We start from the raw sequence: 25,477 nt of genomic DNA on the forward strand, positions 1-25,477 counted from the left end.
GAGCGAGCCTCTTTCCATCGCAGGCGGGGAGGGGGCATGCTCCCCATCTCGTCCGATCGACGCGCCTCCCGCCGCAGTGATGCATGCATAATGCGATCTTTGCATGCAATCCGTTGACTTGGTCGCGGCGGGATGCAAACACCTGTCCGGTCGCTCGCCTGCCAGCGGCGGGAATCTGCGGGACGCGATCCTGAAAAGGCGCCCTGCATTCCTCTGCCCGGTCCGGCGGACGCCGCAACGATAGCAAGATGGTCGAGAGGGACGAGGGCATGGCGAGATTGACGCGACGGGCGATATTGTCCTTGCCGGTCGCCACCTGGCTATCGGCGAACCTGCCGGCCTTCGGCCAGATCTCGCCCCGCAAGCGCGCCGCCGGCGATACCGACTGGACGAACTATGCGAACGATCTGGCCAATACGCGCTACGCGCCGCTGGACCAGATCAATGCCGCCAATTTCAACGATCTGGAGATCGCGTGGCGCTTCAAGACCGATGCGCTCGGCCCCCGGCCGGAGTTCGTCTACGAAGGCACGCCGCTCATCGTCAACGGCGTCATCTACGCCACGGGGGGGAGCCGGCGCGACATCGTGGCGCTGGATGGCGCTACCGGCGAATTGCTGTGGGTGCATCGCGAGGATGAGGGCGCGCGCGCGAACAATGCCCCGCGCAAGCTCTCCGGCCGGGGGCTGTCCTACTGGACGGATGGCACGGACTCGCGGCTGATCTATGTGACGATCGGCTATCAGATGGTGGCGCTGGACCCGGCGACGGGCGCGCGGATCCCCGGCTTCGGCACAAACGGCATCGTCGACCTGAAACAGGAGGACGATCAGCATATCGATATCGACAATGGCGATATCGGCCTGCACGCTACGCCTTGCGTGGTGAAGGATACGGTGATCGTCGGCGCCGCGCACACCGCCGGCAACGAGCCACGGACGCACGACAATGTGCGCGGTTATGTGCGCGGCTATGACGTGCGGACCGGCAAGCGGAAGTGGATCTTCCACACGATCCCGCTGAAGGGCGAATATGGCTACGACACCTGGCTGGATGGCACGGACAAGATCGGCAATGGCGGCGTCTGGTCGCAGATGGCGGCCGATCCGGAACTGAACCTCGTCTATCTGGGAGTCGAGCTGCCGACCGGCGATGTCGGCGGCCAGTATCGGCGCGGCAACGGCCTGTTCGGCGAGAGCATCGTCGCCGTCGATCTCGATACCGGCCAGCGCAAATGGCATTACCAGACCGTGCATCATGGCCTGTGGGACTATGATATTCCCTGCGCGGCGATCCTGATGGACGTGCCGATCGGCGGCAAGACCGTGAAACTGCTCGCCCAGCCGAGCAAGCAGAGCTTCCTCTACGTGCTGGATCGCGTGACCGGAAAGCCGGTCTGGCCGATCCCCGAGCGCAAGGTGCCCAAGGGCGACATGCCCGGCGAATGGTATGCGCCGACGCAGCCGGTGCCGAGCAAGCCGCCGGCCTATGACGTGCAGGGCATCAGCCCCGACGTGCTGATCGACTTCACGCCCGAGCTTCACGCCAAGGCGCTGGAGCATATCAAGAATTACCGGACCGGGCCGCTCTTCACGCCCGCTTCGATGTTCGACCGGGATGGCACGTGGGGCACGCTGACCGCGCCGAACCTGACGGGCGGATCGAACTGGCCGGGCGGATCGGGCGACCCGGAAACGGGCATCGTCTACATCTATTCGAAGACGCAGGCGGACGTGATGAGCGAACTGCCCAACAGCGATCTCAAGAAATCCGATTTCGCGTTCATCAACGTGCGCGGCATGCCCAATGCGCCGAAACGCGGCGAGGTGACCTATGGCAACCTCACCGTGGAAGGCCTGCCGCTGCTGAAGCCGCCTTATGGCCGGATCACCGCGATCGATCTGAAGAAGGGCGCGATCGCCTGGCAGGTGGCGCATGGCGAGACGCCGGACGAGGTACGCAACCATCCCAGGCTGAAGGGGATGAAGATCCCGAAGACGGGTCGCCCCGGCTTCGTCGGCACGCTGACGACCAAGACGCTCGTGATCGCGGGCGAGCCGGGCCTGTTCACGCTGCCGGACGGGCGCAAGGGCGCGATGCTCTGCGCCTATGACAAGGCGACGGGCGAGCAGAAGGGCGCGGTCTACATGCCCGCCGCCCAGAATGGCGCACCGATGACGTACATGCTGAGTGGCCAGCAATATATCGTGCTGGCGATCGGCGGCGGCAATTACAGCGGCGAACTGGTCGCGTTCCGCTTGCCCGTCTGATTGTGTGGATGTTGGTCAGCTTGCATTCAATGTGCGCGTACGAGAGGTGAAATCGATGAAGCCGTTCGGTCCACTCGCGCTCTGCGCGTCTGCCTTGATCCTGCCGGGCCTCGCGCTGGCACAGGAAGCGGGATCGGCCGCGTCCACCGCATCGGCTGGTGTCTATACGGCGGCGCAGGCCGAGCGCGGGCAGGCGCAATATTCGCAGGTCTGCGCCGCCTGCCATGGCGAGGATATGGGCGGGATCGACGTCGCGCCCCCGCTGACCGGCACGACCTTCAGCGGAAACTGGAAGGGGCAGACCGCGGCGGCGCTCGCCAACCGGATCCGCACCACGATGCCGCTCAACAATCCCGGTACGCTCGGCATCGCGGCGTCGGCGGACGTGACGGCCTATGTCCTGTCCAAGAACGGTTACCCGGCCGGGCAGGCCGAGCTGCCGAAGGAGCCGAGCCGGCTGCAGCAGATCAAGCTCGATTGACGATGGCGGCGTGGCCCTCCCTCGGCGGGTGCCGATGCGACCATGCGGGTCGGGGCGGCTTGCTAGGGCGAAGGGTGCTGGCTACTTTCCGGGCATGGGTCGAGTGAAGTCAAAGGACGCAGCCGAGGCTGCAGCCGCTCCCGCTGAAGGGGAGCAGAAGCAGCCGCGCAAGGGCGATCGTCATCAGGAGGCGGTGAAGCTGCTGCGCGGCATGATCATCGCCGGCGATCTCGCGCCGGGCGAGCCGCTGCGCGAACTGGCCTTCAGCGAACAATTCGGCATGTCGCGCACCCCCGTCCGTGAGGCGTTCCGCACGCTGGCGGCCGAGGGGCTGATCAGTCTGCTTCCCAATCGCACCGTGCAGGTCGCGCTCCTCGACGAGGAAGCGGTGGCTGAGGTGTTCCTGGTGCTGGGCGCGCTGGAGTCGCTGGCGGCGCGGCTGGCCTGCGAACGCATCACCAAGGACCAGCTCGATATCCTCGAGGAATTGCAGGAGGATCTGGCCCATCATTTCGAGACGGGCGATCGCTCCCGCTACCTCGAGGCCAATCGCCTGATCCACGAACTGATCGTGGAGGCGGCGGCCAGCCCCTCGCTGCTGATGGCGTGGCGCCTGCTGCTGCCGCGCGCCGAGCGGGCGCGGCATGTGACGACGCGCGATCATGATCGCTGGGGCCACGCGTTCGAGGAGCATAAGCATATCTATGCCGCGCTGATGAAGCGCGACGGCGCGACGTTGCGCCGTCTGATGGAAGAGCATTTCGCGAACGGTGCGGCCAGCATCCAGCGCGAGCATCGGCGCGCCCGCTCCGAGAAGAGGTGGGAAGCGTTCGAAGGCGGCCCGTCAAAAAAGACGGGATAGTCGCGACGCGCACGATGTGCGCTCTTGTATGCAATGTAAGCACAATGTATGCATGTCCTCATAAGAGGGCAGGTCAGCTGCTCTCGTCCCAATCGTGGGCGGGGAGAAATAGATGCTACCACTTGCGGGCGTACGCGTGCTCGACGTGTCGCAGGTCATGGCCGGGCCGTTCTGCTGCATGCTGCTGGGCGACATGGGGGCCGACGTCATCAAGGTGGAGCCGCCTGTGGTGGGCGATTCCTCGCGCCGCTCGATGGGGTTCCGCCTGAAGGGAGAGGATAGTCCGGGCTTTCTGGCGCTCAATCGCAACAAGCGCAGCATCGTCCTCGATCTGAAGAGCGAGGAAGGGCGCGAAACCTTCTACGCGCTGGTGGGGACGGCCGACGTGGTCGTCGAGAACGGCCGGCCGGGCGTCGCCGATCGGCTGGGCATCGGCTATGATACGCTGAACGCGATCAATCCGCGCCTGATCTACGCCAGCATCTCCGGTTTCGGCCCCAAGGGCCCTTGGGCGAACCGCCCCGGTTACGATCTGATCGCGCAGGCCATGTCGGGCGTCATCAGCTCCACCGGATTGCCGGGGCATGAGCCGGTGAAGAGCGACATTCCCGTCGGCGATCTCGGCGCGGGCCTGTTCGCGGCTTACGGCATCCTTTCGGCGATCATCGCGCGCCAGAAGACGGGCGTGGGCCAGCTGATCACCGCCTCGCTGTTCGAGGCGGCTTTGGGTCTTTCGATCTGGGAGACGGCCGAATTGTGGGGGACGGGCAAGAGCCCCGGTCCGCTCGGCACCGCCAATCGCATGTCGGCGCCCTATCAGGCGGTGAAGGCGTCGGACGGCTATTTCGTCTTCGCGGCCGCCAACCAGAAGCTCTGGCTGTCGCTGCTGGACGTGCTGGGGCGACAGGAACTGAACGAGGATCCGCGCTTCCGCGACAACAGCGTGCGCGTGGCCAATGCCCGTACCCTGATCGAATTGCTGGAGCCGAGCTTCCTGGAGCGCACCGTCGACGAGTGGGTCGACGCCCTGCTCGCGGTGGGCGTACCGGCGGGGCCGATCAACAGCTATGATCGCGCGCTCGACAGCGAGCATACGGCGGCGTGCGCGATGGTGCAGGACATTCCCCATCCGGTGGAAGGCAGCTTCAAGGCGCTGGGCTTCGCGGTGAAGCTGACCGGCACGCCACAGGAGATGCGCCTGCCGCCGCCGCTGCTGGACGAGCATGGCGCCGAGATCCGGGCGGAACTGGCGGCGAGGGACGCATGAGCGACGACGGTGTCGTGCGCTTCCGGCAGGACGGCGCGGTCGGCCATATCCTGTTCGATCGGCCCGCCGCCTATAATGCGCTCACCTGGTCGATGTGGCGCGAGCTGGGCGCGGTGTGCGGCCGGATCGCCGCCGATCCCGCCGTGCGCGTCGTCACGCTGCGGGGCGCGGGCGGGAAGGCGTTCGTCTCGGGCACCGACATTGCCGGCTTCCAGTCCTTCACCAGCGGTAAGGAGGGCGTGGCCTATGAAGCCGAGATGGACTCCTATGTCGGCGCGGTCGAGACGCTGCCGCAGCCGACGATCGCGATCGTCGATGGCTGGGCGGTCGGCGGTGGGCTGGCGTTGTCCTTCGCCTGCGATTTCCGCATCGCCGCCACCGGCGCACGCTTCGGATCGCCGCTCGCCAAGACGATCGGCAATTGCCTGTCGGCGCGCGGCTATCAGCGCCTGATCCAGCATGTCGGCATTCCGATGGCGAAAAGGCTGCTGCTGGCGGCCGAACTGGTGCCCGCCGCCGAGCTGGACGCGCACGGGCTGCTGACGCGGCTGGTCGCGCCCGAGGAGATCGACGCGGCCGTGCAGGAACTGGCCGAGAAGCTGGTCGCGGGCGCGCCGCTCACCCAGCGCGTGAGCAAGGAGGCGATCTATCGCATCTCCACGCAATCCACGCCGGACATCAGCGACCTGATCGAACTGATCTATGGCAGCGAGGATTTCGCGGCCGGCGTACGCGGCTTCCTGACGAAGACGCCGCCGACATGGCGAGGCCGATAGGCCGCCCCGTCAGGCCACCCCATCCAAGGAGCGAACGTGACACCCGCGTCCATCGAGGATTTCCGCACGCTGGCCCGCAGGCGGCTGCCGCGCTTCCTGTTCGATTATATCGACGGGGGCTCCTACGATGAGGGGACGCTCCACGCGAATATCGCGGACCTGCAGACGCTGAAGCTGCGGCAGCGGGTGATGGTGGACGTGTCGCAGGTCGATCTCTCCACGAACTTGCTGGGGCGGGAGGTGTCCTTTCCGGTCGCGCTGGCGCCGATCGGGCTGGCGGGCCTCTATGCGCGTCGGGGCGAGGTGCAGGCCGCCCGCGCGGCGGAGGTGGCGGGCGTGCCGTTCATCCTTTCGTCTTCGGCCTGCTGCGGGATCGAGGAAGTGGCGGCGGGCGTGACGCGGCCGCCGATCCTGCAACTCTACATGATCCGCGACCGGGCGTTCATGGTCGATCTGCTCCAGCGCAGCGCCGCGCTCGGCGTCGAGACATTGGTGCTGACGGTCGACCTGATCATGCACAGCCCCCGGCGGCGGGACGTGCGCTCCAGCCTGACCGGCTCGCAGGGCCTCGCCGCCCGGCTGCAGCGCGCGTTCGAGATCGGCACGCATCCCGATTGGGCATGGGATGTCGGCGTGAACGGGCGGCCGCACACCTTGGGCAATTTCGCGCCGGTGATGGCGGAGGGTGCCGGACTCGCGCAGTTCACCGCGTGGGTCGGGCGCAATTTCGATGCCTCGATCACCTGGGCCGACATGGTCTGGCTGCGCGAGAATTGGCGCGGGCCGATCGTGGTGAAGGGCGTGATGGACGCCGCCGATGCCGCCGCCGCCTGCGAGGCCGGCGTGGACGGTATCGTCGTCTCCAACCATGGCGGGCGGCAGTTGGATGGCGCGCCCTCGTCGATCGCGGCGCTGCCGGCCATCGTCGACGCGGTGGCGGGGCGGTGCGACGTGCTGCTCGACGGCGGCATCCGATCGGGCACGGATATCGTGCGCGCGCTGGGGCTGGGTGCGAAGGGCGTGCTGCTCGGCCGCGCCTGGGCCTTCGCGCTGGGCGCGCAGGGGCAGGTCGGTGTGGCGCGCATGCTGGAATTGCTGCGCCATGAGTTCGCCGTGGCGATGGCACTCACGGGCCAGACGAGCGCGCGGTCCGTGTCGCGCGACGTGGTGCTGCCAACGGCCTGAGGCATTCAAGCCGCCGGATGGTGGTGCGCGGTCGTTATTTTCTATCGTCATCCCGGACCCTTCTACAGGCTCAGGACAGGCTTGATCCGGGATCCCGCTTTTTCTTCAGTTACTTCCAAGGCAGCGGGACCCCGGGTCAAGCCCGGGGTGACGGTTTGGTGGCGGGCGGACTATTCCTCCACCGGCCGATAGAGCAGGCGCGAGGCGTCGATCCGCAGATACATCAGCCCGGCCAGCGCCGAGAGGATCGCCAGCACATACATCGCCGCGTCCCAGCCGCTCCACTTCAGGATATAGCCGGTGATCACGGCGGCCAGCGCGCCGCCGATATTGCCGAACGTGTTCATCACGGCCGAGACCGATCCGGCGAACACGCCGCCCACGTCCAGCGTGAGCGCCCACGAAATGCCCACGGTCAGCTCCAGCCCGAACACGGCAAGCGCGAACCAGCCGACGCTGGCGAGCGGGGAGGCGGACCAGACCGCGACCGGGATCGCCACGGCCGCCAGCGCGAAGCCCGCAATCGCGACGACGCGGCGCGCCATCGTCACGCGCCCGGTCTGCGCGATCAGCCGATCCGAAATCCATCCGCCCGCGACATCGCCGATCACGCCCGCCATCAGCGGCAGGCTGGCGAAGAAGCCCATCTGGACGATGTCGAAGCTGCGGACCTCGTTCAGATATTTGGGGAACCAGGTGAGGAAGATGTTGATGCTGTAGGCGTAGCAGAAATACATCGCCGAGATCAGCCAGAGCTGGGGATTGGCGAGCAGCTGGCGCCACGGCACGGAATGGCGCGCGCCGGATGTGGCCTGCGCGCCCAGCGCTTCGGCGATCATCGTCCGCTCGGCCTCGTTCGCGCCCGCATGCTCGCGCGGGCTGTCGCGATAATAAAAGAACCAGAAAGCGGCCCAGATCAGGCCGACACCTGAGAAGATCAGGAACGGCCCGCGCCAGCCGAGGTGGATCATCAGCCACACCACCAATACGGGCGTGAGCGCACCGCCGAGACGCGCGCCGGCATGCGTGACGCCCTGCGCGAACCCGCGTTCGGACGGCAGCATCCAGCGGGACAGCGAGCGGGTCGCGTTCGGGAAGGCACCCGCCTCGCCGCAGCCGAACAGGAAGCGACACACCATCATCGATCCGGCCGACCAGGCCCCGGTCGTCAGCGCGGTGAAGGCCGACCACCAGACGACCACGCCCGTCAGCGCGCGGCGCGGCCCGATCTTGTCGCCCAGCCAGCCGCCGGGAATCTGGAACAGCGCATAGCCGATCTGGAACACGCTGAAGATCCAGCCCATCGTGATGACGGAGAAGCCGAACTCCTTCTGGATCAGCGGTGCGGTCGTGGAGATGACCACGCGATCCATATAGGTGATCATGTAGGCGAGGACCGTCAGCCACAGCACGACGTGGCGCACGCGGGTCGGGCGCATGGCGGCGGTGGCGGGCGCCGCCTCGATCGGGATGGCACCGCTCATGGGTGGACCGACGGGACCTTGTTGCCCGCCACATAGACGGCGGCGATCCGGCGGCTGTTGCGAATGTCCTTCAGCGGATCGGCATCCAGCACGACGAGATCGGCCCATTTGCCCTGCGCGAGCGTGCCGATATCGGGATTGCGGAGCCACTTGGCGGCGTGACCGGTTGCGGCCGCGATCGCCTGTCCCGGCGTGAGCCCCGCCTCGACCATGCCGGCCAGCTCCCAATGCTCCGAATAGCCGGGCACGCGGCCGGGAGGCCCTGCGTCGGTGCCGAAGCCATAGGGGATGCCGGCGCGCACCTCCTTCATGAAGTTGACCTTCGCCATCTTGTCGAAGGCGGGGAGGCGATCCCAGGCGGGATTGGAGGCGATCGTCTTCTCGCGTTCGGGGCTTTCCAGCTTGGCGAGGGCGGCCGGGCTCAGCGACTGGCGGAAGAAGGGATCCTTCGTGATCGGATTGGGCGCGCCGAAGGCGTGGACCGCCTCCTCGCGGCTCAGCGTGGGGGCCACTTGCCAGGTGCCGTGCGCCTTCATCATGGCGATGAATTCATCGTCGATCGGCTGATCGCGCACGCTGTGGACGAAGCCGTCGAGCCCCTGGCTCACCAGCCGCTTCGCATCCTCCAGATAGAAGACATGGCCCAGCACGCGCATGCCGCGCGCATGGCCTTCGGCGATGATCGCCTGCGTCAGCTCGGCCGGCATCTTCGGCATCGTGTGCAGCTCGTCATCCAGCCACAGCTTGATGAAATCGACATGCTTGGCGACTTGCGCGTCAACCTCCTTGCGGGCTTCCTCCGCGGTGGTGACGGGATGGTTGATCCCGGGCACGCCGCCATAGCCACCCTTGAAGACGAGGCCCTGACCGGCGGTATAGACGCGCGCCATCGTCGGCCGCCCGGCGCGCTGCGCGTCGCGGATCGCGAAGATCGCGTCGCCGTCCGTGCCCATCGATTGCACGGTCGTCACGCCATAGGCAGCGTAGGTCCGCAGATCCTTCTCGACGCTCGCGGTCGTGAAGTTGGCGGCCTGCTGATCGAGATCCTTCACCGTGCCGATATGGACGTGGAGATCGATCAACCCCGGCATCACATATTTGCCCATCAGCGTGACGGTGGTGGCGCCGTTCTTCTTCGGCACGGCCGCCGCCTTGCCGAGCCAGCTGATGCGGCCGTCGTCGATCACCATCGCCATGCCGGGCCTGGCCGGGCCGCCGGTGCCGTCGATCAGCGTGAAGCCGGTCAGGATCGTGGTTTCGGCCTGTGCGGGCGATCCCGCCGCCATCCCGGCCGCCAGCGCGGCGATGGCCGCACCCAAACCCCACAGCGTCGCCCTGTGCCGCATCATCCGCTCCCTTGTCATACTATCAGTCCGCGCGAGACGAGGTTTCGCATCAGCGCGCCGATGCCCATCGTCCAGGGCGGGGCCTCCTCGCTCGTGACCACGCGATTGACGAGCGCGCCGAGCTTCGGCGTCGCGATCCGGACGATGTCGCCCTTTTTGTGGGTGAAGCCGCGCCCCGGCTCCGACCGATCCTCGATCGGCGCGAACATCGTGCCCAGCAGCAGAGCGAGGCCATCCGGATAGTGATGGCTGGCGCCGATCGTCTGGCCGATCAGGTCCAGCGGATCGCGGCTGATCATCGCCATGCTGGACGATCCTTCGAGCCGGAAATTGTCCGGTCCTTCTATCTCCAGCGTGATCACCGACCGGCGGATGTCGTCCATCGTGAAGCGGTCGTCGAACAGGCGGATGAACGGGCCGAGCGCGCAGGAGGCGTTATTGTCCTTGGCCTTGCCGAGCAGCAGCGCGCTGCGCCCTTCGATGTCGCGCAGGTTCACGTCATTGGCGAGCGTGGCGCCGCGCGCCAGTCCACGCGCATCGCAGATGATCGCCACTTCCGGCTCGGGATTGTTCCATTCGGAATCGGCGCGCACGCCGATATCCGCGCCCGCGCCGACCGAGGAGAGGACCGGCGCCTTCGTGAAGATCTCGGCATCCTTGCCGATCGCGACCTCCAGATATTGCGACCACAGCCCGTCCGCGATCAGGATCGCCTTCAATTGCATCGCGCTTTCGGAGCCGGGCTTCACGGACCGGATATCTCCGCCGAGCCGCGTCTGGAAATCCTCGCGGATGCGATCCGCCTCCAGCGCATCGCCGCGCGCCCGCTCCTCGATCACGCGCTCGATCGCGGAGATGGCGAAGGTGACGCCCGAAGCCTTGATACACTGCAGATCGATCGGGGAGAGCAGGCGCGGTTGCATGCCGCCCTCCCAGTCCGGCCGGAAGGCGAGCGCGTCGATCGCGCCGATCGGCGTCCCACGCGGCGGCAGCTCACCGGGGGCGAGGCGATCGAGCAGATCGGCGACGGTCGGGGCGACGCCGGACAGATCCTCGATCTCGCCATCGCGCAGGACGATAGGGGTCGGCCCCTCGGCCGTTTCGATGCGGCCGAGCAGCACGGCATCCTGATGATCGACGGGAAGAAGCTGGTGCATGTCGCTGACCTGCTTCAATAATGATGGATCGAGCGGACGGCGCGAGCGGCGCCGTCAATATGGCGCGACGGCGGATCGCCCCGGAGCGCCGCAAATGGGATCACGACAAGCGCGTGCATCAATTCCCCTCCAGATCGATTCATGCATACAATATTTTATGTTTGCATGCATCTCCCGATGCCCCGTTACTGTCAAGCCGCGAGTCCGGGGATTTCGGTCTTTCCGGACGGCAGCCTACGTCGGGAGACGCGGGATGCCTATGGCTGCTTCCAGACATCGGCCACGCCGTCGATATGCGCGATCAACCGGTTCGCGATCGTGCGATCGTCGGCCAGATCGGGGTGCGAATCGCACCCGCCGAACCGCAGGCCGTTCATCGGTTCGTAGCCGACCCTCCTGTCGCCCGATGCATGGAGCTGGTCCACGACCCTCGCGACCTCCGTCTCGATCTCGTCGCCGCCCAGATCGGTCGCCCAGAACAGGAGGTAAGCGTGCGGGTGACGGGCGCGCAGCATCCGCACGAAGCGGAGGAAGGTGGCTTCGTAATCGGCGTGCAGGGCGTCGCGGTTCGCCCAGCGCTCGCCATCGTGCAGCGGCGTCGAGAAATCGTTGGTGCCGAGCGAGAGGATCAGGACCTGCGGGCGCCAGTGCAGGGCGTCGGCGCGCGCGGATCGATCGAGCAGGGCGAACGGATAGGCTTCCGGCAGGGTCGGGGCGGCGAAGCCATCATAATTGCGCACGATCCCGCGTCCGGAAATGGCGTTCACCTGATAATCGGCATTGATATGGCGGGCGACGAGTGCGGGAATGCCTTGAGACGTATCGGTCGTCGCCCAGACCTCGCTCTGCGTGCAGTGCCGTCGCGCTTCGGACGTGTTGCCGAAGCCGACCGTATGCGAATCCCCGATGAACTCGATCGCATGCGTCCGGTGGGGCAGCGGGGCGGCGTGGGTGGAGGGTGGCGCGAAAAAGCCGCCGAATATGGTCGGCTCGCGCTGGCTCTCGCTCACCACGTCGATCCGCACGCGATGCACGCCGCTGCCTCCGGCGGACACGCGATAGGATCCGGGCACGGGCTTCACGAGAGCGACCGGCGCCTCGCCATCGATGCTGACCCGCAGGCTGACCTCGCCGGGGCCGACGCGGAAATAGATCGACGGGCCGGCAAAGGCCGTCTCGAAATAGGTGCCAGGCCATTGACGAAGGATGTCGCCGTTGGGCTGCGAGACGGCGCGTCCGTGCGTGGCGAAGGGCAGGGCCTTGAGGCCGGGCGGCCCCTCCGCCTTCATCACGATCTGGGAGCAAACGGGCGCGGCGATCGAGCCGAGAAGGAGTGCCGCCAGCCAATGCGCTTTCATTCCGGTCTCCGTCGCCCGCTTGCAAATCTAGTATGCAAGATTTGAATCATGCGTAAGTATGATCGAGGTGCCGCAGCGATAAAGGCGGCAAACAGCCTTGGGGAGGGGTGATGTCGAACGGAGCCGATCTTTTGCGGATGAATCGCCGCACGGCCTGCGGTGGGCTGCTGGCCGGGCTGGCGATGGGCCTGGCCTCCGCTCCGGCCATCTCGCAGGTCCTGCCGAAGGTGGTGGGCAAGAGCTTTCGGCTCGACAGTCCGCACGCCACCTATGCGTTCGGCGTGAACGAGCGTGGCCAGCTCCAGTCGCTTTACTGGGGCGCGCCGCTTGCCGCCGGCGATCCGCTTCCTCCCGCCATCGCGGCGAAGGAATTGTCGTCGAACGAACTGGCGTCGACGATGACGCCGTTCGAGTTTGCCGGCTTCGGCGGCGGGCTGACGACGGAGCCGGCGCTCAAGGTGACGCTGCCCGATGGGACGCGCGATCTGGAGCTGCGCTACGTCGATCACCGGATCGAGGCCGGGGCCCTGATCATCCATCTTCGCGACATCACGACCGCGATCGACGTGCATCTGCGCTACGCGATGGATCAATCGACCGGGCTCGTAATCCGCTCGGCCGTCGTCGAAAATAACACGCGCGACTGGATCCAGGTCGATCAGCTGGCGGCGGGCAATATCAATCTGCCCGCCGCCGAGGATTATCGGCTCCATTATCTGGCGGGGCGCTGGTCGGCGGAATGGCAGCTGCAGTCGCGCGCGGTCACGCCGGGCTCCACCGTGATCGAGAGCCGGCGCGGCGTCACGTCGCATCAGGCCAATCCGTGGCTCGCCATCGGTCGGGATGATGTGGCGGAGGAAAGCGGGGCGGTGTGGTTCGCGGCGCTCGGCTGGAGCGGATCGTGGCGGATGACGGTCGATCGCGATGCGATCGGCGCGGTGCGCGCGTCCGCCGGCTATAATCCGTTCGACTTTTCCTATCGCCTGAGGCCGGGCGAGACACTGGCCTCGCCAAACCTGTATCTGGGCTTTTCCGGAGACGGCTTCGGCGGCGCCTCGCGATTGTTCCACCGCTATCAGCGCGCGGAGATCCTGCCCGGTGTCGGTCACGTCAGGCCGCGCCCGGTGCTCTACAATTCGTGGGAGGCGACCCAGTTCGACGTGACCGAGGCGGGGCAGATCGCGCTTGCGGAAAAGGCCGCGAGCATCGGCTGCGAGCGCTTCGTGATGGACGACGGCTGGTTCGGCGCGCGCGATTCCGACAAGGCAGGGCTCGGCGACTGGACGGTCAACCGGCGCAAATTTCCGAACGGTCTCGGCCCGCTGATCCGGCGCGTGAAGGCGCTGGGCATGGATTTCGGCCTGTGGGTGGAACCCGAAATGGTGAACCCGGACAGCGATCTCTATCGCGCGCACCCCGATTGGGTGATCAACTTTCCGGGGCGCCCGCGCACCGAGGCGCGCCAGCAGCTCGTGCTGAATCTCGCGCGCCGCGACGTTTGCGATCACATCCTCACATTGCTCGATAAACTCCTGACAGAAAACGATATCGCCTTCATCAAGTGGGACCATAACCGCAACTGGTCCGAACCGGGCTGGCCCGAGGCGGCGCCCGCCGAGCAGCAGAAGATCTATGTCGATTATGTCGACAATCTCTACGCGCTGATCGCCGAACTGCGCCGTCGTCACCCGCGCGTCGAGATCGAATCCTGCGCCAGCGGAGGTGGGCGCGTCGATCTCGGCATCATGCGCCTGACCGATCAGGTGTGGGTGTCGGACAATACCGATCCCTATGACCGGATGAGCATCCAGGACGGCTTTTCGCGCGCCTATACGCCCGCGATCATGATGGCGTGGGTGACGGATTCGCCGAACTGGGTGAACAAGCGCAGCACCCCGCTCGATTATCGTTTCCTGTCCTCGATGCAGGGCGCGCTCGGCATCGGGGCCAATCTTCACCATTGGACGGCCGAGGATTTCGCGACGGCGCGCGCGATGATCGCGGCCTACAAACGGATCCGCTCCACGGTGCAGCAGGGCGATCTCTATCGGCTGTTGCCGGCGCGAAAGGAAGGAGACCGGTCCGCGACCCTTTCCGTCTCGCCGGATCGCAGGCAGGCGGCCTTGTTCGCCTTCACGCGTTCGACCACGATGCGCGAGACGGCGATGCCGGTCACGTTGCTTGGGCTCGATCCCGCGCGGCGCTATGCGATGACGCTGATCGCGGGCGAGGTGGCGCCGGGCACGCCCGCGCAGGCGAGCGGCGCCTTCTGGATGGGGCGCGGCGTGGATTTCGTGATGACGGGCGATTTCCGGGGCTGCGCCGTCCGCTTCGACGCGGTCTAGCGACGCGGTCTAGCAACGGGGCCTCGACGCGGGGCGGGCTCAGCCTTGCCGCGTTCGCGCGATCTGCCGGAGCAGGTTCTGCGCGTCCGCGGCGGTGAGCAGCGCGCCGCGACGTTTGATGCCCGCCTGCGGCGCGCCGGGGCCGCTGCTGCGATATTCGCTGAAGCGCGCTTCCTCCGGCTGCAGCATGTGGCGGTTGTTCCCGGCGCGATCGGTGAACCACATTTCCGTCCAGCCCGCAGGCGCGATGTGGGCGTCCATCCAGCAATCCAGGCAGGCGGCCATGCCGACCGCCATCGGATCGCCATATCGGCCATCGTCGAAGCGCTTCGACGGGCGCCACGGGCGGCCGAGGAACACGCTGCCGTCGGCCACGCCGCTCTCGCGCGTCAGGCGGCAGCGATGAAGGAGCAGGCCCACGGCGCGCTCCGCCAACGTGCTGGGGGCGACGACATATCCCGTCACCTGCGCGGGATCGGGGCGCAGGCGCGAGCGTATCTCGCATCGCTCGAACAAGGCGCTGCCTGCGCCGAAGATGAAATCGTAGCTGCCGCTGATCAGGCAGTCCGAAAAGCGCGAGGAGCCCGCATCGACGAACAGGCTGTCCTGATGGCTGTGGATATCGACACGATCCAGCTGCGCACCGTCGCTGCCCTCGATCAAGGCGAGCGCGATCGCTTGCGGCCCGGCCGGCGCGTCCGACAGGAGGCGCGGTCCGGTCTTGCGCATCTCCGCCGTGCCGTCGAACCGGTTGTCGATCGTCAGCGATCGCGCCGAGAAGCCGGGCGCGGTGACCTTCACGACCGCGGTGCGGAAGGTGCCATAGGGGCGGCCGTCGGGCGCGATCAGGCCGGAGGCGGCCGTGAAGCAGAGGCGCGTGGCGGCGCGATCCTCGCCCACCAGTTCCACATGGGGGCGATCGATCACGAACTGCCCCGTCCAGTCGCCGCGCGCGATCCATATCCGATAGGGGCGCCGCGCGTCGGCGGGGGCCGCCTTCAGCGCCGCGTCGAGATCCGGAAAGCGGCGGCCGGCGGGCAAAGCGGTGCGCTCCGGCGGCGCCACGACGGCGTCATAGGAGGGGGCCGCCGCCCGGACGGCGACGGGCAGCAGCGCGGAGGCGAGGATGCCGGAGAGGGCGGCGCGTCGCGGGATCGGGGGCTGCACGAACATGGTCATGGGAAAGCGCGAACCCCTCCTTGCGCCATCCCCGTTCCCGTCGAGTTGTGCGGTCGGGCTGGCGCTCAGGGCTTGCCGACATTCTTCCGCTCGAGCAACCAGCCGCTGTCCTTGCACAGTCCGCACTCCTTGCCGACGAACGCGGCTGCGGCCTGTTGGCTGCCGTACAATTGCCATTGCAGCCAGTGCAGCGCGACCTGCGCCTCGCTGCCGCCATTGGCCTGGTTGAACGTGCCGAGATGGCCGACGGGGTGATCGGCGAGGAACACGGGGACGTGCGCGATCCGCTCGAAATCGTCCATGCCATTCTCCCAGGCGATGTCGCGCGGGCCGCCGAGAATGTAGAGGACGGGCGTGTGCAGCGCCTTCAGCTGATCCTTGCTGGTGGCCATGCCGGTATTGGGCGCGCGGTCATCATTGAAGAAGCCGGTGTGGAAGGCGACCACCGCCTTGATGCGCGGATCGGCCGCCACCTGCAGCGCCTGCAGCCCGCCGCAGCTGGTGCCGGCGACGGCGACGCGGGCGAGATCGAGCTTGCCCGCATAAGGCGCCGCGCCCGCATTGGCCTTGGTGGCGAGATCGAGGCCGGCCAGCACGTCGGCCGTGGTGGTGTGGCCCAGGTCCGGATCCTTCGCGGGCATCGGCTGCTCCGGACCCGTCAGCATCGCGCCGGGCGCCACGACGAGGAAGCCGTGCGAGGCGATCTCCTCCAGCAGCAGGCGCGCGCTGGCGCCGTCGCCGCGACAGCCGCCATTGGCCCAGAGCAACACGCCGAGCGGACGGCCCACCGCCGCGACATCGCGCGGGCGATAGACGACATGATCGGGGAAAGCGGGATCCACCGCCTTGATCGCGGGATAGGGGCCGGTGCCGGGTCCGTCGGGCATCGTCCATTTGAGCGGGCGCTGGGCGGCGCCATCTTCCGCCAGCGCGACATCGCCCGGCCGCTGGCTGCGCGGCGCCTGCGCGCCTGCGCCCGCCGCGATCATCATCGCCATCACCGCCGCCGAACCGATCCGCATCGTGCCTCTCCTGTTAGTTATGTGAGGTAACAGAATACGGATCGCATTTTCATGCAAGCGATTTCATGCGCTCTCGCGGGCGATGATGCGGAAGCCGACGTCGACATGGCGGCTGGGCACGGTGCCACCCGCCGCGCGCGTGCGGAGGATCGTATTCACCTCGGCCGCGATCCGGCCGCCGTCGATATCGACCGAGGTGATGGTCGGCCGCATGTCGCCCGCCAGCCGCAAATTGCCGAAGCCGGTGACGGCGAGCTGGTCCGGTACGCGCACGCCCGCCGCCAGCGCCTCGACGATCAGCCCCTGCGCGATCCAGTCCGATCCGCACACCACCACGTCAGGCCGCTCGGGCAGATCGGCCAGCCCGCGAAAGGCGAGTCGCCCCTGGCCGAAATGGCTGGGGATGTTGACGATGAGCCGGCTTGGCTCGCTGCCGCCGTCCGCGATCCACTGCTCCGAAAAGCGGCTGGCGCGGCGGGCGGAGCGGGGCGAGCCGGGGACGACGAGGTGCGGGCGCCGATAGCCCCGGCCGTGGAGGAAGCGCGCCATGTCCGCGCCGACCTCGGCGTGCGAGAAGCCGACGGCGACATCGATCGGATCGTCGGGCAGGTCCCATGTCTCGATCACGCTGGTGGCCTGCCGCCGCAGCCGGGCGCGCAAGGCGGGCTCGCCGACGATGCCGGTCAGGATGATCGCATCCACCCGGCGCGAGAGGGCAGCGTCGATCTGCGACTCGAGGCGATGATTGTTCGGGCCGGTCAGGGACATGACCACGCTGTTGCCCTCGGCCGTCAGCCGCTCGATCATCGCTTCCATCGTATCGTTGAAGATCGATTGCGCGATGTCCGGCACGAGGGCCGCGATCAGGCGCGAGCGCTTGGAGGCGAGCGCGCCGGCATTCAGGTTCGGCAGGTAATTGGTCTGCTCGATCGCATCGCGAATCCGCTCGGCCGTGGCGGGGGCCACAACGCCCGGATTGTTGAGATAGCGGGAGACGCTGGCGGTGGAGACACCGGCCAACGCGGCGACATCGTCGAGACGGGGGGCACGGGACACCATCATGGCACTGTAAAGTGCGACGGGCGGAGAGCAAGTCGGGCTTGCAAGCGCTTGCATGAAGGCGTAGCAATATTGTTATGTCGCATGACTTCGATCCCCTGCTGCCCGAAACGTTCGACAGCGCGAACGCCGATTACAAGCGGCTGCGTGCCGAATGTCCCGTGGCGCACAGCGATGCCTGGGGCGGTTTCTGGGCGCTGATGAAACATGAGGATGTCGCGCAGGCCGCCGCCGACTGGCAGACCTACGTGACCTCGAAGCAGAATGTGGTGCCCAAGGTGGCCTTCACCGGCCGCCGCCCGCCACTCCACCTCGATCCGCCCGAACATACGCCCTACCGACGCGCGCTCGCCCCGCTGCTCACCGAACGTAAGGTCGCGCGGCTGGAGCCGGTGATCCGGGGCGTCTGCCGAGACCTGCTGGCGGACATGGTTGCGAAGGGCGGGGGCGATGTCTGCGCCGATTATTCCGCGCACATGCCGGTCGCGGTGTTCGCGCACTGGATGAACCTCGATCCCGAGGCGGTCGCCGCGCTGACCGATGCGGGCAAGCGCTACAATGTCGCGGTCCAGTCCGCCGACATGGAGACGACCAAGGAGACGAGCCTCCTCCTCTACGACATGGCGCGCAAGGTGGTGGCCGATCGCCGCGCGGCGCCGCTGCCGGTGGACGAGGATGCGACGAGCGCTTTGCTCGCCGTCCGTGTCGACGGTGCGGAACTGCCCGAGGAGATGATCGTCGGCACGATCCGGCAGGTGCTGGTGGTGGGGCTGATCGCGCCGAGCGTCGTGATCGGCGCGATCGCCGTGCATCTCGCGCGGCATCCCGATCTGGCCGACCGGCTGCGCGCCGAGCCCGATCTGATGCCCGCAGCGATCGAGGAATTCCTGCGGCTCTACACGCCCTATCGCGGCTTCGCGCGCACCGCCAAATGCCCGGTCACGATCAAGGGACGGCACATCCCGGCCGATGAGCCGATCGCGCTCGTCTATGCCTCGGCCAATCGCGACGAGGATGTGTTCGAGGATGCCGAGAGCTTCCGGCTCGATCGGCCGAACATGAAGGACTCGCTCGCCTTCGGGCGCGGGCCGCACATGTGCGTCGGCGCGGCGCTGGCGCGGCTGGAGCTGCAGGTGGCGGTGGAGGAATTGCTGAAGGCGGCGCCCGGCTTCACGCTGGACGGCGAGCCCAAGCCGACGCGCTTCCCCGAAATCGGCGCGCTCTCCGTGCCGATCCGCTTCGGGACGGCGCAAGCATGACCGGCACCGTCCTCGCCGTCGGCGATCTCGCGATGGATCGCGAGAATTACGACGAGAGCTTCGTCGCCACGGCGGACGTGCTGCGCGCGGCCGATGTCGTCTTCGGTCAGCTGGAGACGAGCTTCGCGGACAAGGGCGTGCGCGCGCCGCAGGCCCGCCATGCCGTGCTCGCGCGACCGGACGGAGCGGCGGCGCTGGGCCGCGCTGGGTTCGATCTGATCTCGATGGCGGGCAATCACGTCCTCGACTGGGGCAATGACGCTTTCTTCGAGACAAAGTCCCATATCGAGGCGGCGGGCATGAGGACGGTCGGCGCGGGCGCCAATATCGCCGAAGCGCGCAAGCCCGTGATCTTCACGCTGGAGGACGGCACCACCGTTGCCTTCCTCGCTTATTCCAGCATCCTGCCGCAGGCCTATTGGGCGGACGAGCGCCGCCCCGGCTGCGCGCCGATGCGGGCCTTCACCTTTTACGAGCAGATCGAGCACGACCAGCCCGGCACGCCCGCGCGCATCCACTCCTATCCCCATCGCGAGGATCTGGCCGCGCTGGAAGCGGACGTGCGCGCCGCGAAGGCGCAGGCCGATCTCGTCTTCGTCTCCTGCCACTGGGGCATCCACTTCGTTCGCGCGACGATCCCCGATTATGCACGGGACGTGGCGCGCGCGGCGATCGCGGCGGGCGCGGATGCGATCCTCGGTGGCCATCCGCATATCCTGAAGGGCTGCGAGATGATCGACGGCAAGCCCGTCTTCCACTCGCTCTGCAATTTCGCGACCGACCTGCGGATGGACGAGGCGCATGCCAAGTCGAAGAGCTGGAACGAGATCCGCGTGCTGGCGGAGGAATGGGAGCCGGATTTCGGCAGCCTCTACAATTTCCCGAAGACGGCGCGCCTCTCGATGATCGCACGGTTCGAGATTGCCGGGGGCGAGATTCTCCGCACGGGTTTCCTGCCGCTCTACATCGATCGCGATGCCGTGCCCCGCATCGTCGGGCCCGAGGATCCGCGCCACGGCGAGGTGCTGGCCTATATGGCGGCGATCACGCAGGAAGCGGGCCTCAACGCGCGCTACCGGATCGGCGCGGACATGGTGGAGATCGTCGCATGAGTGCGCGCACCAGGCTGTCGCTGGAAGCGATCGTCTTCCTCTATTTCCTGTCCTATCTGCCCAACGTCATTCTGACGAAGCTGGTGACGAGCTTTCCGAGCCCCACGCTCGGCCGCCCTCTGACGGGGCTGGAAACGCTGCCCGCCACGCTGATCCTCAACACGCTGATGACCTACGGCTTCATCTGGGCATCGGGCTGGCATCGCGCGGCGAACAGCATGCAGGTGGGCGGCGTGCGCGTGCCGATCCCGACGCGCTACACCTTCCTGTCCGGTATCGGCACCGCGCTCGTGCTGTTCACCGTGCCTCTGTCCTTCACGTTCCAGGGCGTGAGCATCCCCTTCATCCAGTTGCTGATGCGTGGGGACATCCTGATCATCGCGCCGCTGGTCGACCTGATCTTCGGGCGGCGCGTGCGCTGGTGGAGCTGGGCGGCGCTCGTAATGGTGGCATTCGCGTTGTTCATCACGGTCAAGTCGCGCGGGGGGCTCGAACTGCCGCCGCTCGCGCTGCTGACGGTGCTGCTCTACACGGTCGGCTACTTCATCCGCCTCGCCGTGATGACGCGCGTGGCCAAGACGGGCGACGACGCCTCGATCCGCCGCTATTTCGTGGAAGAGAAGATCATCGCGCTGCCGATGGCGGTGATCGTGCTGGGCCTGATCTCGGCCTCGGGCTTCGGCGGGCAGGCGGGGCAACTGGGCTTCGGCTTCATCGGCGTCTGGTCCGATCCGGTGATGCTGTGGCTGGTCGGCATCGCCATCACGCTCACGATCGTCTCGATCTTCGCCGCCGTGATCCTGCTGGATGCGCGCGAAAATGCCTATTGCGTGCCGATGGAGCGCGCGGCGAGCCTCATCGCGGGCATTGGCGGCGCGATCCTGCTGGCGATGTTCTGGGGCCTGCCATGGCCCAGCAGCGCCGATCTCACCGGCGCGGTCATCCTGATCGCCGCCATCGTCCTTCTCTCCGTCGCGCCGCGTCTGACGACCAGCGTGCGCCGCGCCCGTGCGGAGGCCCAGTAACCGAGCAGTTTCGAACACCACCCGTGAAGCGCCGCAACGACGGCGACCGGGATAACAGGAGAGGAAAACATGGAGAGGATCATTTCGTGCGCCGGTCCGCGTCTGGCCGGTATCGCGATCGGCGCGCTGGCCATCGCGCTGGCGCAGGGCGCGTCGGCCCAGACGGCGGCGCCCGCCGCCCCGACCGCGAAGCCGGCTGATGCCGCCACGGCCAGCGCCGCCCCCTCGCAGCCGAATATCGAAGAGATCATCGTCACGGGCAGCCGCATCAAGGGCGTCTCGGCGGTGGGATCGAACGTGATCGCGATCGATCAGTCCAAGATCGCCGCCGAGCCCGTCACCTCCACCGCCGATCTGCTACGCCGCGTGCCGCAGGTGATCGGCCTCGGCCAGAACCGTAACGGCGGCACCGCGCAGAATGCGGGCGCGAACGCCACGCGCGGCGCCGGCATCAACCTGCGCGGCATCGGCACCAACGCCACCCTCATTCTCGCGGACGGGCGGCGACTGCCCGCGCAGGGCACACAGGGGCAATATACCGATCCCTCGGTGCTGCCCTCGATCGCGCTCTCCCGCGTGGAGGTCGTGGCCGATGGCGCGTCCGCCATCTATGGCTCCGATGCGGTGGCGGGCGTGGTGAACTTCATCATGCGCAAGAATTTCGACGGTGCCGAATTCCGCCTCCGCAGCGGCTTCACCGGCGGCTCCTATGGCGAGCAGCAGGCGGCGGGCATCTTCGGCAAGACCTGGACCGGCGGCTACCTGACCGTGTCGGGCGAATATACCCATAACAGCGCGCTCACGGCGAGCGATCTGCCCTGGTATCAGGACGACAATCGCTACCGTGGCGGCCGCGATCTGCGCGTGACGAACTGCCAGCCGAGCACGATCACGGCGGGCGGCCGCACCTATGCGATCCCGCAGGGTGGCGTGACCAACGCCAATGTCGGCTCGCTCGTCGCGGGTACGAGCAACAAATGCTTCTACAACGCCTATGACTGGGTGATCCCCTCACAGACGCGCTACAGCGTGCTGGCCAATGTGAGCCAGGATATCGGCGAGAGCATCCGCATCTTCGGCGACGGCTTCTATTCGCGCCGCAACGGTAGTCTGCTGAACAACAACACGACCTTCACCGCGACAGTGACGCGCGCCAATCCGTTCTTCGTATCGCCCGTGGCGGGTGCCACCTCCGTCACCGTGCCCTATTCGCTGGTGCCGGAACTAGGCAGCGATAAATATCCCTATCGCGCCTATAGCTGGAGCACGTCGGGCGGCGTCGAGGCCAAGCTTTTCAGCGACTGGACCGGCACGGCTTATTACAGCCACGGCGAATCCTACGACATCTCCGATCGGCGCACCGGCGTGAACGCCGCCGCGCTGGCGGCGGCCTTGCTCGACACCAATCCGGCCACCGCGCTCAACGTGTTCGGCGGCCCGAACAATCCCGCGACGCTGGCGCGCATCCACGACAATTATTTCCAGATCATCGGCAAGAACAAGCTGGACGTCGCCAACCTCCAGTTCAGCGGCACGGTGATGGAATTGCCGGGCGGCAAGCTGAAGCTGGCCTTCGGCGGCGAATATCGGCGCGAATATACGTTCACCGATCTCGTCTCGGGCAGCAGCGCCGCGCAGATCCACACCGCCGACAGCGGCAGCCGCAACGTGAAGGCGGTGTTCGGCGAACTCTATGTGCCGATCGTCGGCGGTGGCAATGCGATGACGGGTATCCAGGAACTCAGCCTGTCGGTCGCCGGCCGCTATGAAGATTACAGCGACTTCGGCAGCACCAGCAATCCGAAGGTGGGCGTCACGTGGAAGCCGGTGCGCGGCGTCGCGATCCGGGGCAGCTACGGCACCTCGTTCCGTGCGCCGACCTTCACCGAAGTATCCACGATCGCGGGTGGCGCGGGCCTCTATTACGACACGCTGCCGGGCGCCTCGGGCAACGTGCAGGGCATCGGCATCGCCGGCGGCAATCCGAACCTGAAGCCGGAGACGGCGACCACCTGGTCCGGCGGCGTCGAGGTGAAGCCGCTGGCGGTGCCAGGGCTCACGATCACGGGCACTTACTGGAACATCGATTACAAGAACCAGATCCAGGCGCTGCGCGGCACCTCCGGCATCCTGACCAATCCGCTCTACGCCTCGTTCGTCACGCTTAATCCCACGGCGGCGCAGGTGGCGGCGCTGATCGGGTCGGGCCTGCCGATCAACAATGCGATCAACGCGTCCAACGTCGCCTTCATCGTCGACGGGCGGCGGCAGAATCTGGGCCGCTCCAAGGTGTCGGGCGTCGATTTCGGCGTGAACTACATGATGAGCCTCGGCGACTGGAAGCTCGATAGCGGCGTGCAGGGCACCTATTACACCCGCTACAAATTCCAGGCGGTGCCGGGGGCGGCGCTCGCCAGCGTGATCGGCACGATCAACTTCCCGCAGCGCTTCCGCGTGCAGGCCGATCTCGGCGTGGCGCACGGCAAGGTGAAGGGGCGCGTCACGCTCAACCACCTGAGCGGCTACGACAATACGGGCATCACCCCGATCCAGAAGGTGAGCGATTATGATACGGTCGATGCCTCGATCGGGATCGACATCACGCCGCGCCTGACGCTCTCGGTCGACGTCCGCAACCTGCTGAACGAGGATCCGCCCTTCGTCGATCAGACGCGCGGCTATGATCCGCAGTCGACCAATCCGGTGCCGCGCCTCGTCTCCGTCACGGCCGGGGTGAAATTCTGATGCGGGCGCGCGTCTCCCTCCTCGCTCTGGCCGGTGCGCTCTGGGCCGGGCCGGCGATGGCGCAGGGCTGCGCCGATCTGGCGGGCGATCAGCCGGGCAAGGTGCGCGTCACCGCCGCCGCGCAGGTCGCGGTCGGGCAGGATGTGGACGCGCTGCCGGAGACGCGCGGCTCGTACAAGCCGGTGCCGGTCACGATGCCCTTCTGCCGCGTGCAGGGCGTGATCGAGGGCAATATCGGCTTCGAACTGTGGCTGCCGGCGGGGGATCGGTGGAATGGTCGCCTGCTGGGCGCGGGCGTGGGCGGCGATGCGGGCGTGTTCAACTTCGCCGATCTCAGTCGCCGCGTCAGCGAGGGCTTCGCCGCCGTCACCACCGACAGCGGGCACAAGATCAGCCAGAAGCGCTGGATGGCCGATCTCAAGGCGCGCGTGGATTACGAGCATCGCGCCACGCATCTGGCGACGCTGGCGGCCAAGGCGCTGGCGGCGCGTTTCTACGCGAAGCCGGTGATGCACAGCTATTTCCTCGGCTGCTCGGGCGGCGGACGGCAGGGTCTGAAGGAGATGGAGAATTATCCGGGCGATTATGACGGCATCGTCGCCGGCGCGCCGGGGCCGTACATGCCGCTCATCTCCGTCCGCATGATGTGGTTCTCGCTGATGCAGAAGCACGATCCGGCGGGCGCGCTCACCGATGCCGACTGGGCGCTGTACGAGAAGAAGGCGATCGCGGCCTGCGACGGCAAGGACGGCGTGAAGGACGGAATCGTCGAAAATCCGCTGGCCTGCACGTTCAGGCCCGCCATTCTCGCCTGCAAGCAGGGGCAGGGGAGTGACTGCCTCGCCGTGCCCAAGGTGAAAATGATGGAGGCGATCGTCGCGCCGATGCGGGACGAGAAGGGCCGGCCGATGGATCGCGGCCTGCTGCCCGGCGTCCGCACCCGGCCGGGGCCGCCTTCGCCCTTGCTCGCGGCGATGTGGGGCGATGCGGTCTATGATGATCCGAACTGGAACGAGGACACGTTCCAGCGCACGGCCGATCTGAACAAGGTCAATGCCGTGATGCCCGAACTGCGCGCCGACAAGGTGACGATCGCGCCCTTCATCGCGCGCGGCGGCAAGGCGATCATCTATCAGGGCTGGGCGGACCCGTCCGTGATCGCCGGGCCGACCGTGGATTTCTACCGCAGGCTGGAGGCAGCGCAGGGCGGCGCGGCGAAGCTCTCGCAATCGGTGAAGCTGATGATGGTGCCCGGCATGTATCATTGCCGGGGTGGGCCGGGCGTGGACCAGTTCGGCGGCTCCGGCCAGATCAACGCGCCGGGCGATGCCTCGCGCGACATTCTCTGGGCCGTGATCGACTGGGTGGAGAAGGGGCAGGCGCCGCAGACACTGACCGGCGCGCGCATCGTGGACGGCAAGCCCGTCTTCACCCGCGCGATCTGCCCGTTCCCCAAGTCCGCCCGCTATGACGGGAAAGGCGAGGATAGTGATGCCCGCTCCTATACGTGCGAGGCCGATCCGGTCCTCGCATCCTATCGCTGAC

Annotated in this window: 19 protein-coding genes; 12 read left to right on the forward strand and 7 right to left on the reverse strand. The window is 67.2% G+C overall.

What is annotated here, in order from left to right; all coding sequences use genetic code 11:
* Positions 1-269 precede the first annotated feature (269 nt).
* The 6 genes from HL653_RS15900 to HL653_RS15925 all read left to right on the forward strand — a co-directional run bounded on the left by HL653_RS15900 (position 270) and on the right by HL653_RS15925 (position 6,841).
* Positions 270-2,270: a PQQ-binding-like beta-propeller repeat protein gene (locus HL653_RS15900; protein ID WP_171745383.1), complete on the forward strand. Its 2,001-nt coding sequence runs from the start codon at positions 270-272 to the stop codon at positions 2,268-2,270.
* A 55-nt stretch (positions 2,271-2,325) separates the two neighbouring features.
* The gene (locus HL653_RS15905) at positions 2,326-2,751 is read left to right on the forward strand and encodes a cytochrome c (protein ID WP_171745384.1); all 426 of its coding nucleotides are present in this window, start codon (positions 2,326-2,328) and stop codon (positions 2,749-2,751) included.
* Between the two features lie 103 nt (positions 2,752-2,854).
* Positions 2,855-3,613: a GntR family transcriptional regulator gene (locus HL653_RS15910; RefSeq protein WP_171745385.1), complete on the forward strand. Its 759-nt coding sequence runs from the start codon at positions 2,855-2,857 to the stop codon at positions 3,611-3,613.
* 112 nt (positions 3,614-3,725) lie between these two features.
* Positions 3,726-4,880, forward strand: coding sequence for a CaiB/BaiF CoA-transferase family protein (locus HL653_RS15915; RefSeq protein ID WP_171745386.1), 1,155 nt, complete (start codon positions 3,726-3,728; stop codon positions 4,878-4,880).
* On the forward strand, positions 4,877-5,656 hold the full coding sequence (locus HL653_RS15920; RefSeq protein ID WP_171745387.1) for an enoyl-CoA hydratase: 780 nt from the start codon (positions 4,877-4,879) through the stop codon (positions 5,654-5,656). Before HL653_RS15915 ends, HL653_RS15920 begins: the two co-directional genes overlap by 4 nt.
* A 36-nt stretch (positions 5,657-5,692) precedes the next feature.
* A complete protein-coding gene (locus tag HL653_RS15925) occupies positions 5,693-6,841 on the forward strand; it encodes an L-lactate dehydrogenase (protein WP_171745388.1) in 1,149 nt (382 codons plus the stop codon).
* 170 nt (positions 6,842-7,011) lie between these two features.
* Here HL653_RS15925 and HL653_RS15930 read toward each other — a convergent pair whose 3' ends face one another.
* The 4 genes from HL653_RS15930 to HL653_RS15945 form a co-directional block, all read right to left on the reverse strand.
* Entirely contained in the window at positions 7,012-8,325 is a 1,314-nt protein-coding gene (locus HL653_RS15930) for an MFS transporter (RefSeq protein ID WP_171745389.1), read from the reverse strand.
* Positions 8,322-9,674, reverse strand: a complete 1,353-nt coding sequence (locus HL653_RS15935) for an amidohydrolase family protein (RefSeq protein WP_253716955.1) — start codon at positions 9,672-9,674, stop codon at positions 8,322-8,324. The genes HL653_RS15930 and HL653_RS15935 overlap by 4 nt, the downstream gene beginning before the upstream one ends.
* An 11-nt stretch (positions 9,675-9,685) precedes the next feature.
* The gene (locus HL653_RS15940) at positions 9,686-10,828 is read right to left on the reverse strand and encodes a fumarylacetoacetate hydrolase family protein (RefSeq protein ID WP_171745390.1); all 1,143 of its coding nucleotides are present in this window, start codon (positions 10,826-10,828) and stop codon (positions 9,686-9,688) included.
* Between the two features lie 257 nt (positions 10,829-11,085).
* Entirely contained in the window at positions 11,086-12,186 is a 1,101-nt protein-coding gene (locus HL653_RS15945) for an SGNH/GDSL hydrolase family protein (RefSeq protein ID WP_171745391.1), read from the reverse strand.
* A 110-nt stretch (positions 12,187-12,296) separates the two neighbouring features.
* On the opposite strand from HL653_RS15945, the gene HL653_RS15950 reads away from it, so the two are divergent.
* Positions 12,297-14,531 carry an alpha-galactosidase gene (locus tag HL653_RS15950; RefSeq protein WP_253716957.1) on the forward strand — a complete coding sequence of 745 codons (2,235 nt, stop codon included), beginning with the start codon at positions 12,297-12,299 and terminating at the stop codon, positions 14,529-14,531.
* A gap of 39 nt (positions 14,532-14,570) precedes the next feature.
* Here the strand turns inward: HL653_RS15950 and HL653_RS15955 are convergent, their stop codons facing one another.
* The 3 genes from HL653_RS15955 to HL653_RS15965 all read right to left on the reverse strand — a co-directional run bounded on the left by HL653_RS15955 (position 14,571) and on the right by HL653_RS15965 (position 17,794).
* On the reverse strand, positions 14,571-15,710 hold the full coding sequence (locus HL653_RS15955; RefSeq protein ID WP_171745392.1) for a pectinesterase family protein: 1,140 nt from the start codon (positions 15,708-15,710) through the stop codon (positions 14,571-14,573).
* Between the two features lie 65 nt (positions 15,711-15,775).
* Positions 15,776-16,732, reverse strand: coding sequence for a dienelactone hydrolase family protein (locus HL653_RS15960; protein ID WP_253716959.1), 957 nt, complete (start codon positions 16,730-16,732; stop codon positions 15,776-15,778).
* 63 nt (positions 16,733-16,795) lie between these two features.
* A complete protein-coding gene (locus HL653_RS15965; protein WP_171745393.1) occupies positions 16,796-17,794 on the reverse strand; it encodes a LacI family DNA-binding transcriptional regulator in 999 nt (332 codons plus the stop codon).
* Between the two features lie 74 nt (positions 17,795-17,868).
* Here HL653_RS15965 and HL653_RS15970 point away from each other — a divergent pair, with 74 nt between their 5' ends.
* The 5 genes from HL653_RS15970 (at position 17,869) to HL653_RS15990 (ending at position 25,476) form a co-directional block, all read left to right on the forward strand.
* Positions 17,869-19,050 (forward strand): cytochrome P450, encoded by a 1,182-nt coding sequence (locus HL653_RS15970; RefSeq protein ID WP_171745394.1) that lies wholly within the window; start codon positions 17,869-17,871, stop codon positions 19,048-19,050.
* Complete coding sequence (locus HL653_RS15975) at positions 19,047-20,162, forward strand: CapA family protein (RefSeq protein ID WP_171745395.1); 1,116 nt, start codon at positions 19,047-19,049, stop codon at positions 20,160-20,162. Before HL653_RS15970 ends, HL653_RS15975 begins: the two co-directional genes overlap by 4 nt.
* Positions 20,159-21,187, forward strand: a complete 1,029-nt coding sequence (locus tag HL653_RS15980; RefSeq protein WP_171745396.1) for a hypothetical protein — start codon at positions 20,159-20,161, stop codon at positions 21,185-21,187. Before HL653_RS15975 ends, HL653_RS15980 begins: the two co-directional genes overlap by 4 nt.
* Positions 21,188-21,256: 69 nt before the next feature.
* Positions 21,257-23,932: a TonB-dependent siderophore receptor gene (locus HL653_RS15985; RefSeq protein ID WP_171745397.1), complete on the forward strand. Its 2,676-nt coding sequence runs from the start codon at positions 21,257-21,259 to the stop codon at positions 23,930-23,932.
* On the forward strand, positions 23,932-25,476 hold the full coding sequence (locus tag HL653_RS15990; RefSeq protein ID WP_253716961.1) for a tannase/feruloyl esterase family alpha/beta hydrolase: 1,545 nt from the start codon (positions 23,932-23,934) through the stop codon (positions 25,474-25,476). Before HL653_RS15985 ends, HL653_RS15990 begins: the two co-directional genes overlap by 1 nt.
* Position 25,477 lies beyond the last annotated feature (1 nt).

The sequence above is a fragment of the Sphingomonas sp. AP4-R1 genome, assembly GCF_013113735.1.
In the GTDB taxonomy this organism is placed as follows: domain Bacteria; phylum Pseudomonadota; class Alphaproteobacteria; order Sphingomonadales; family Sphingomonadaceae; genus Sphingomonas_I.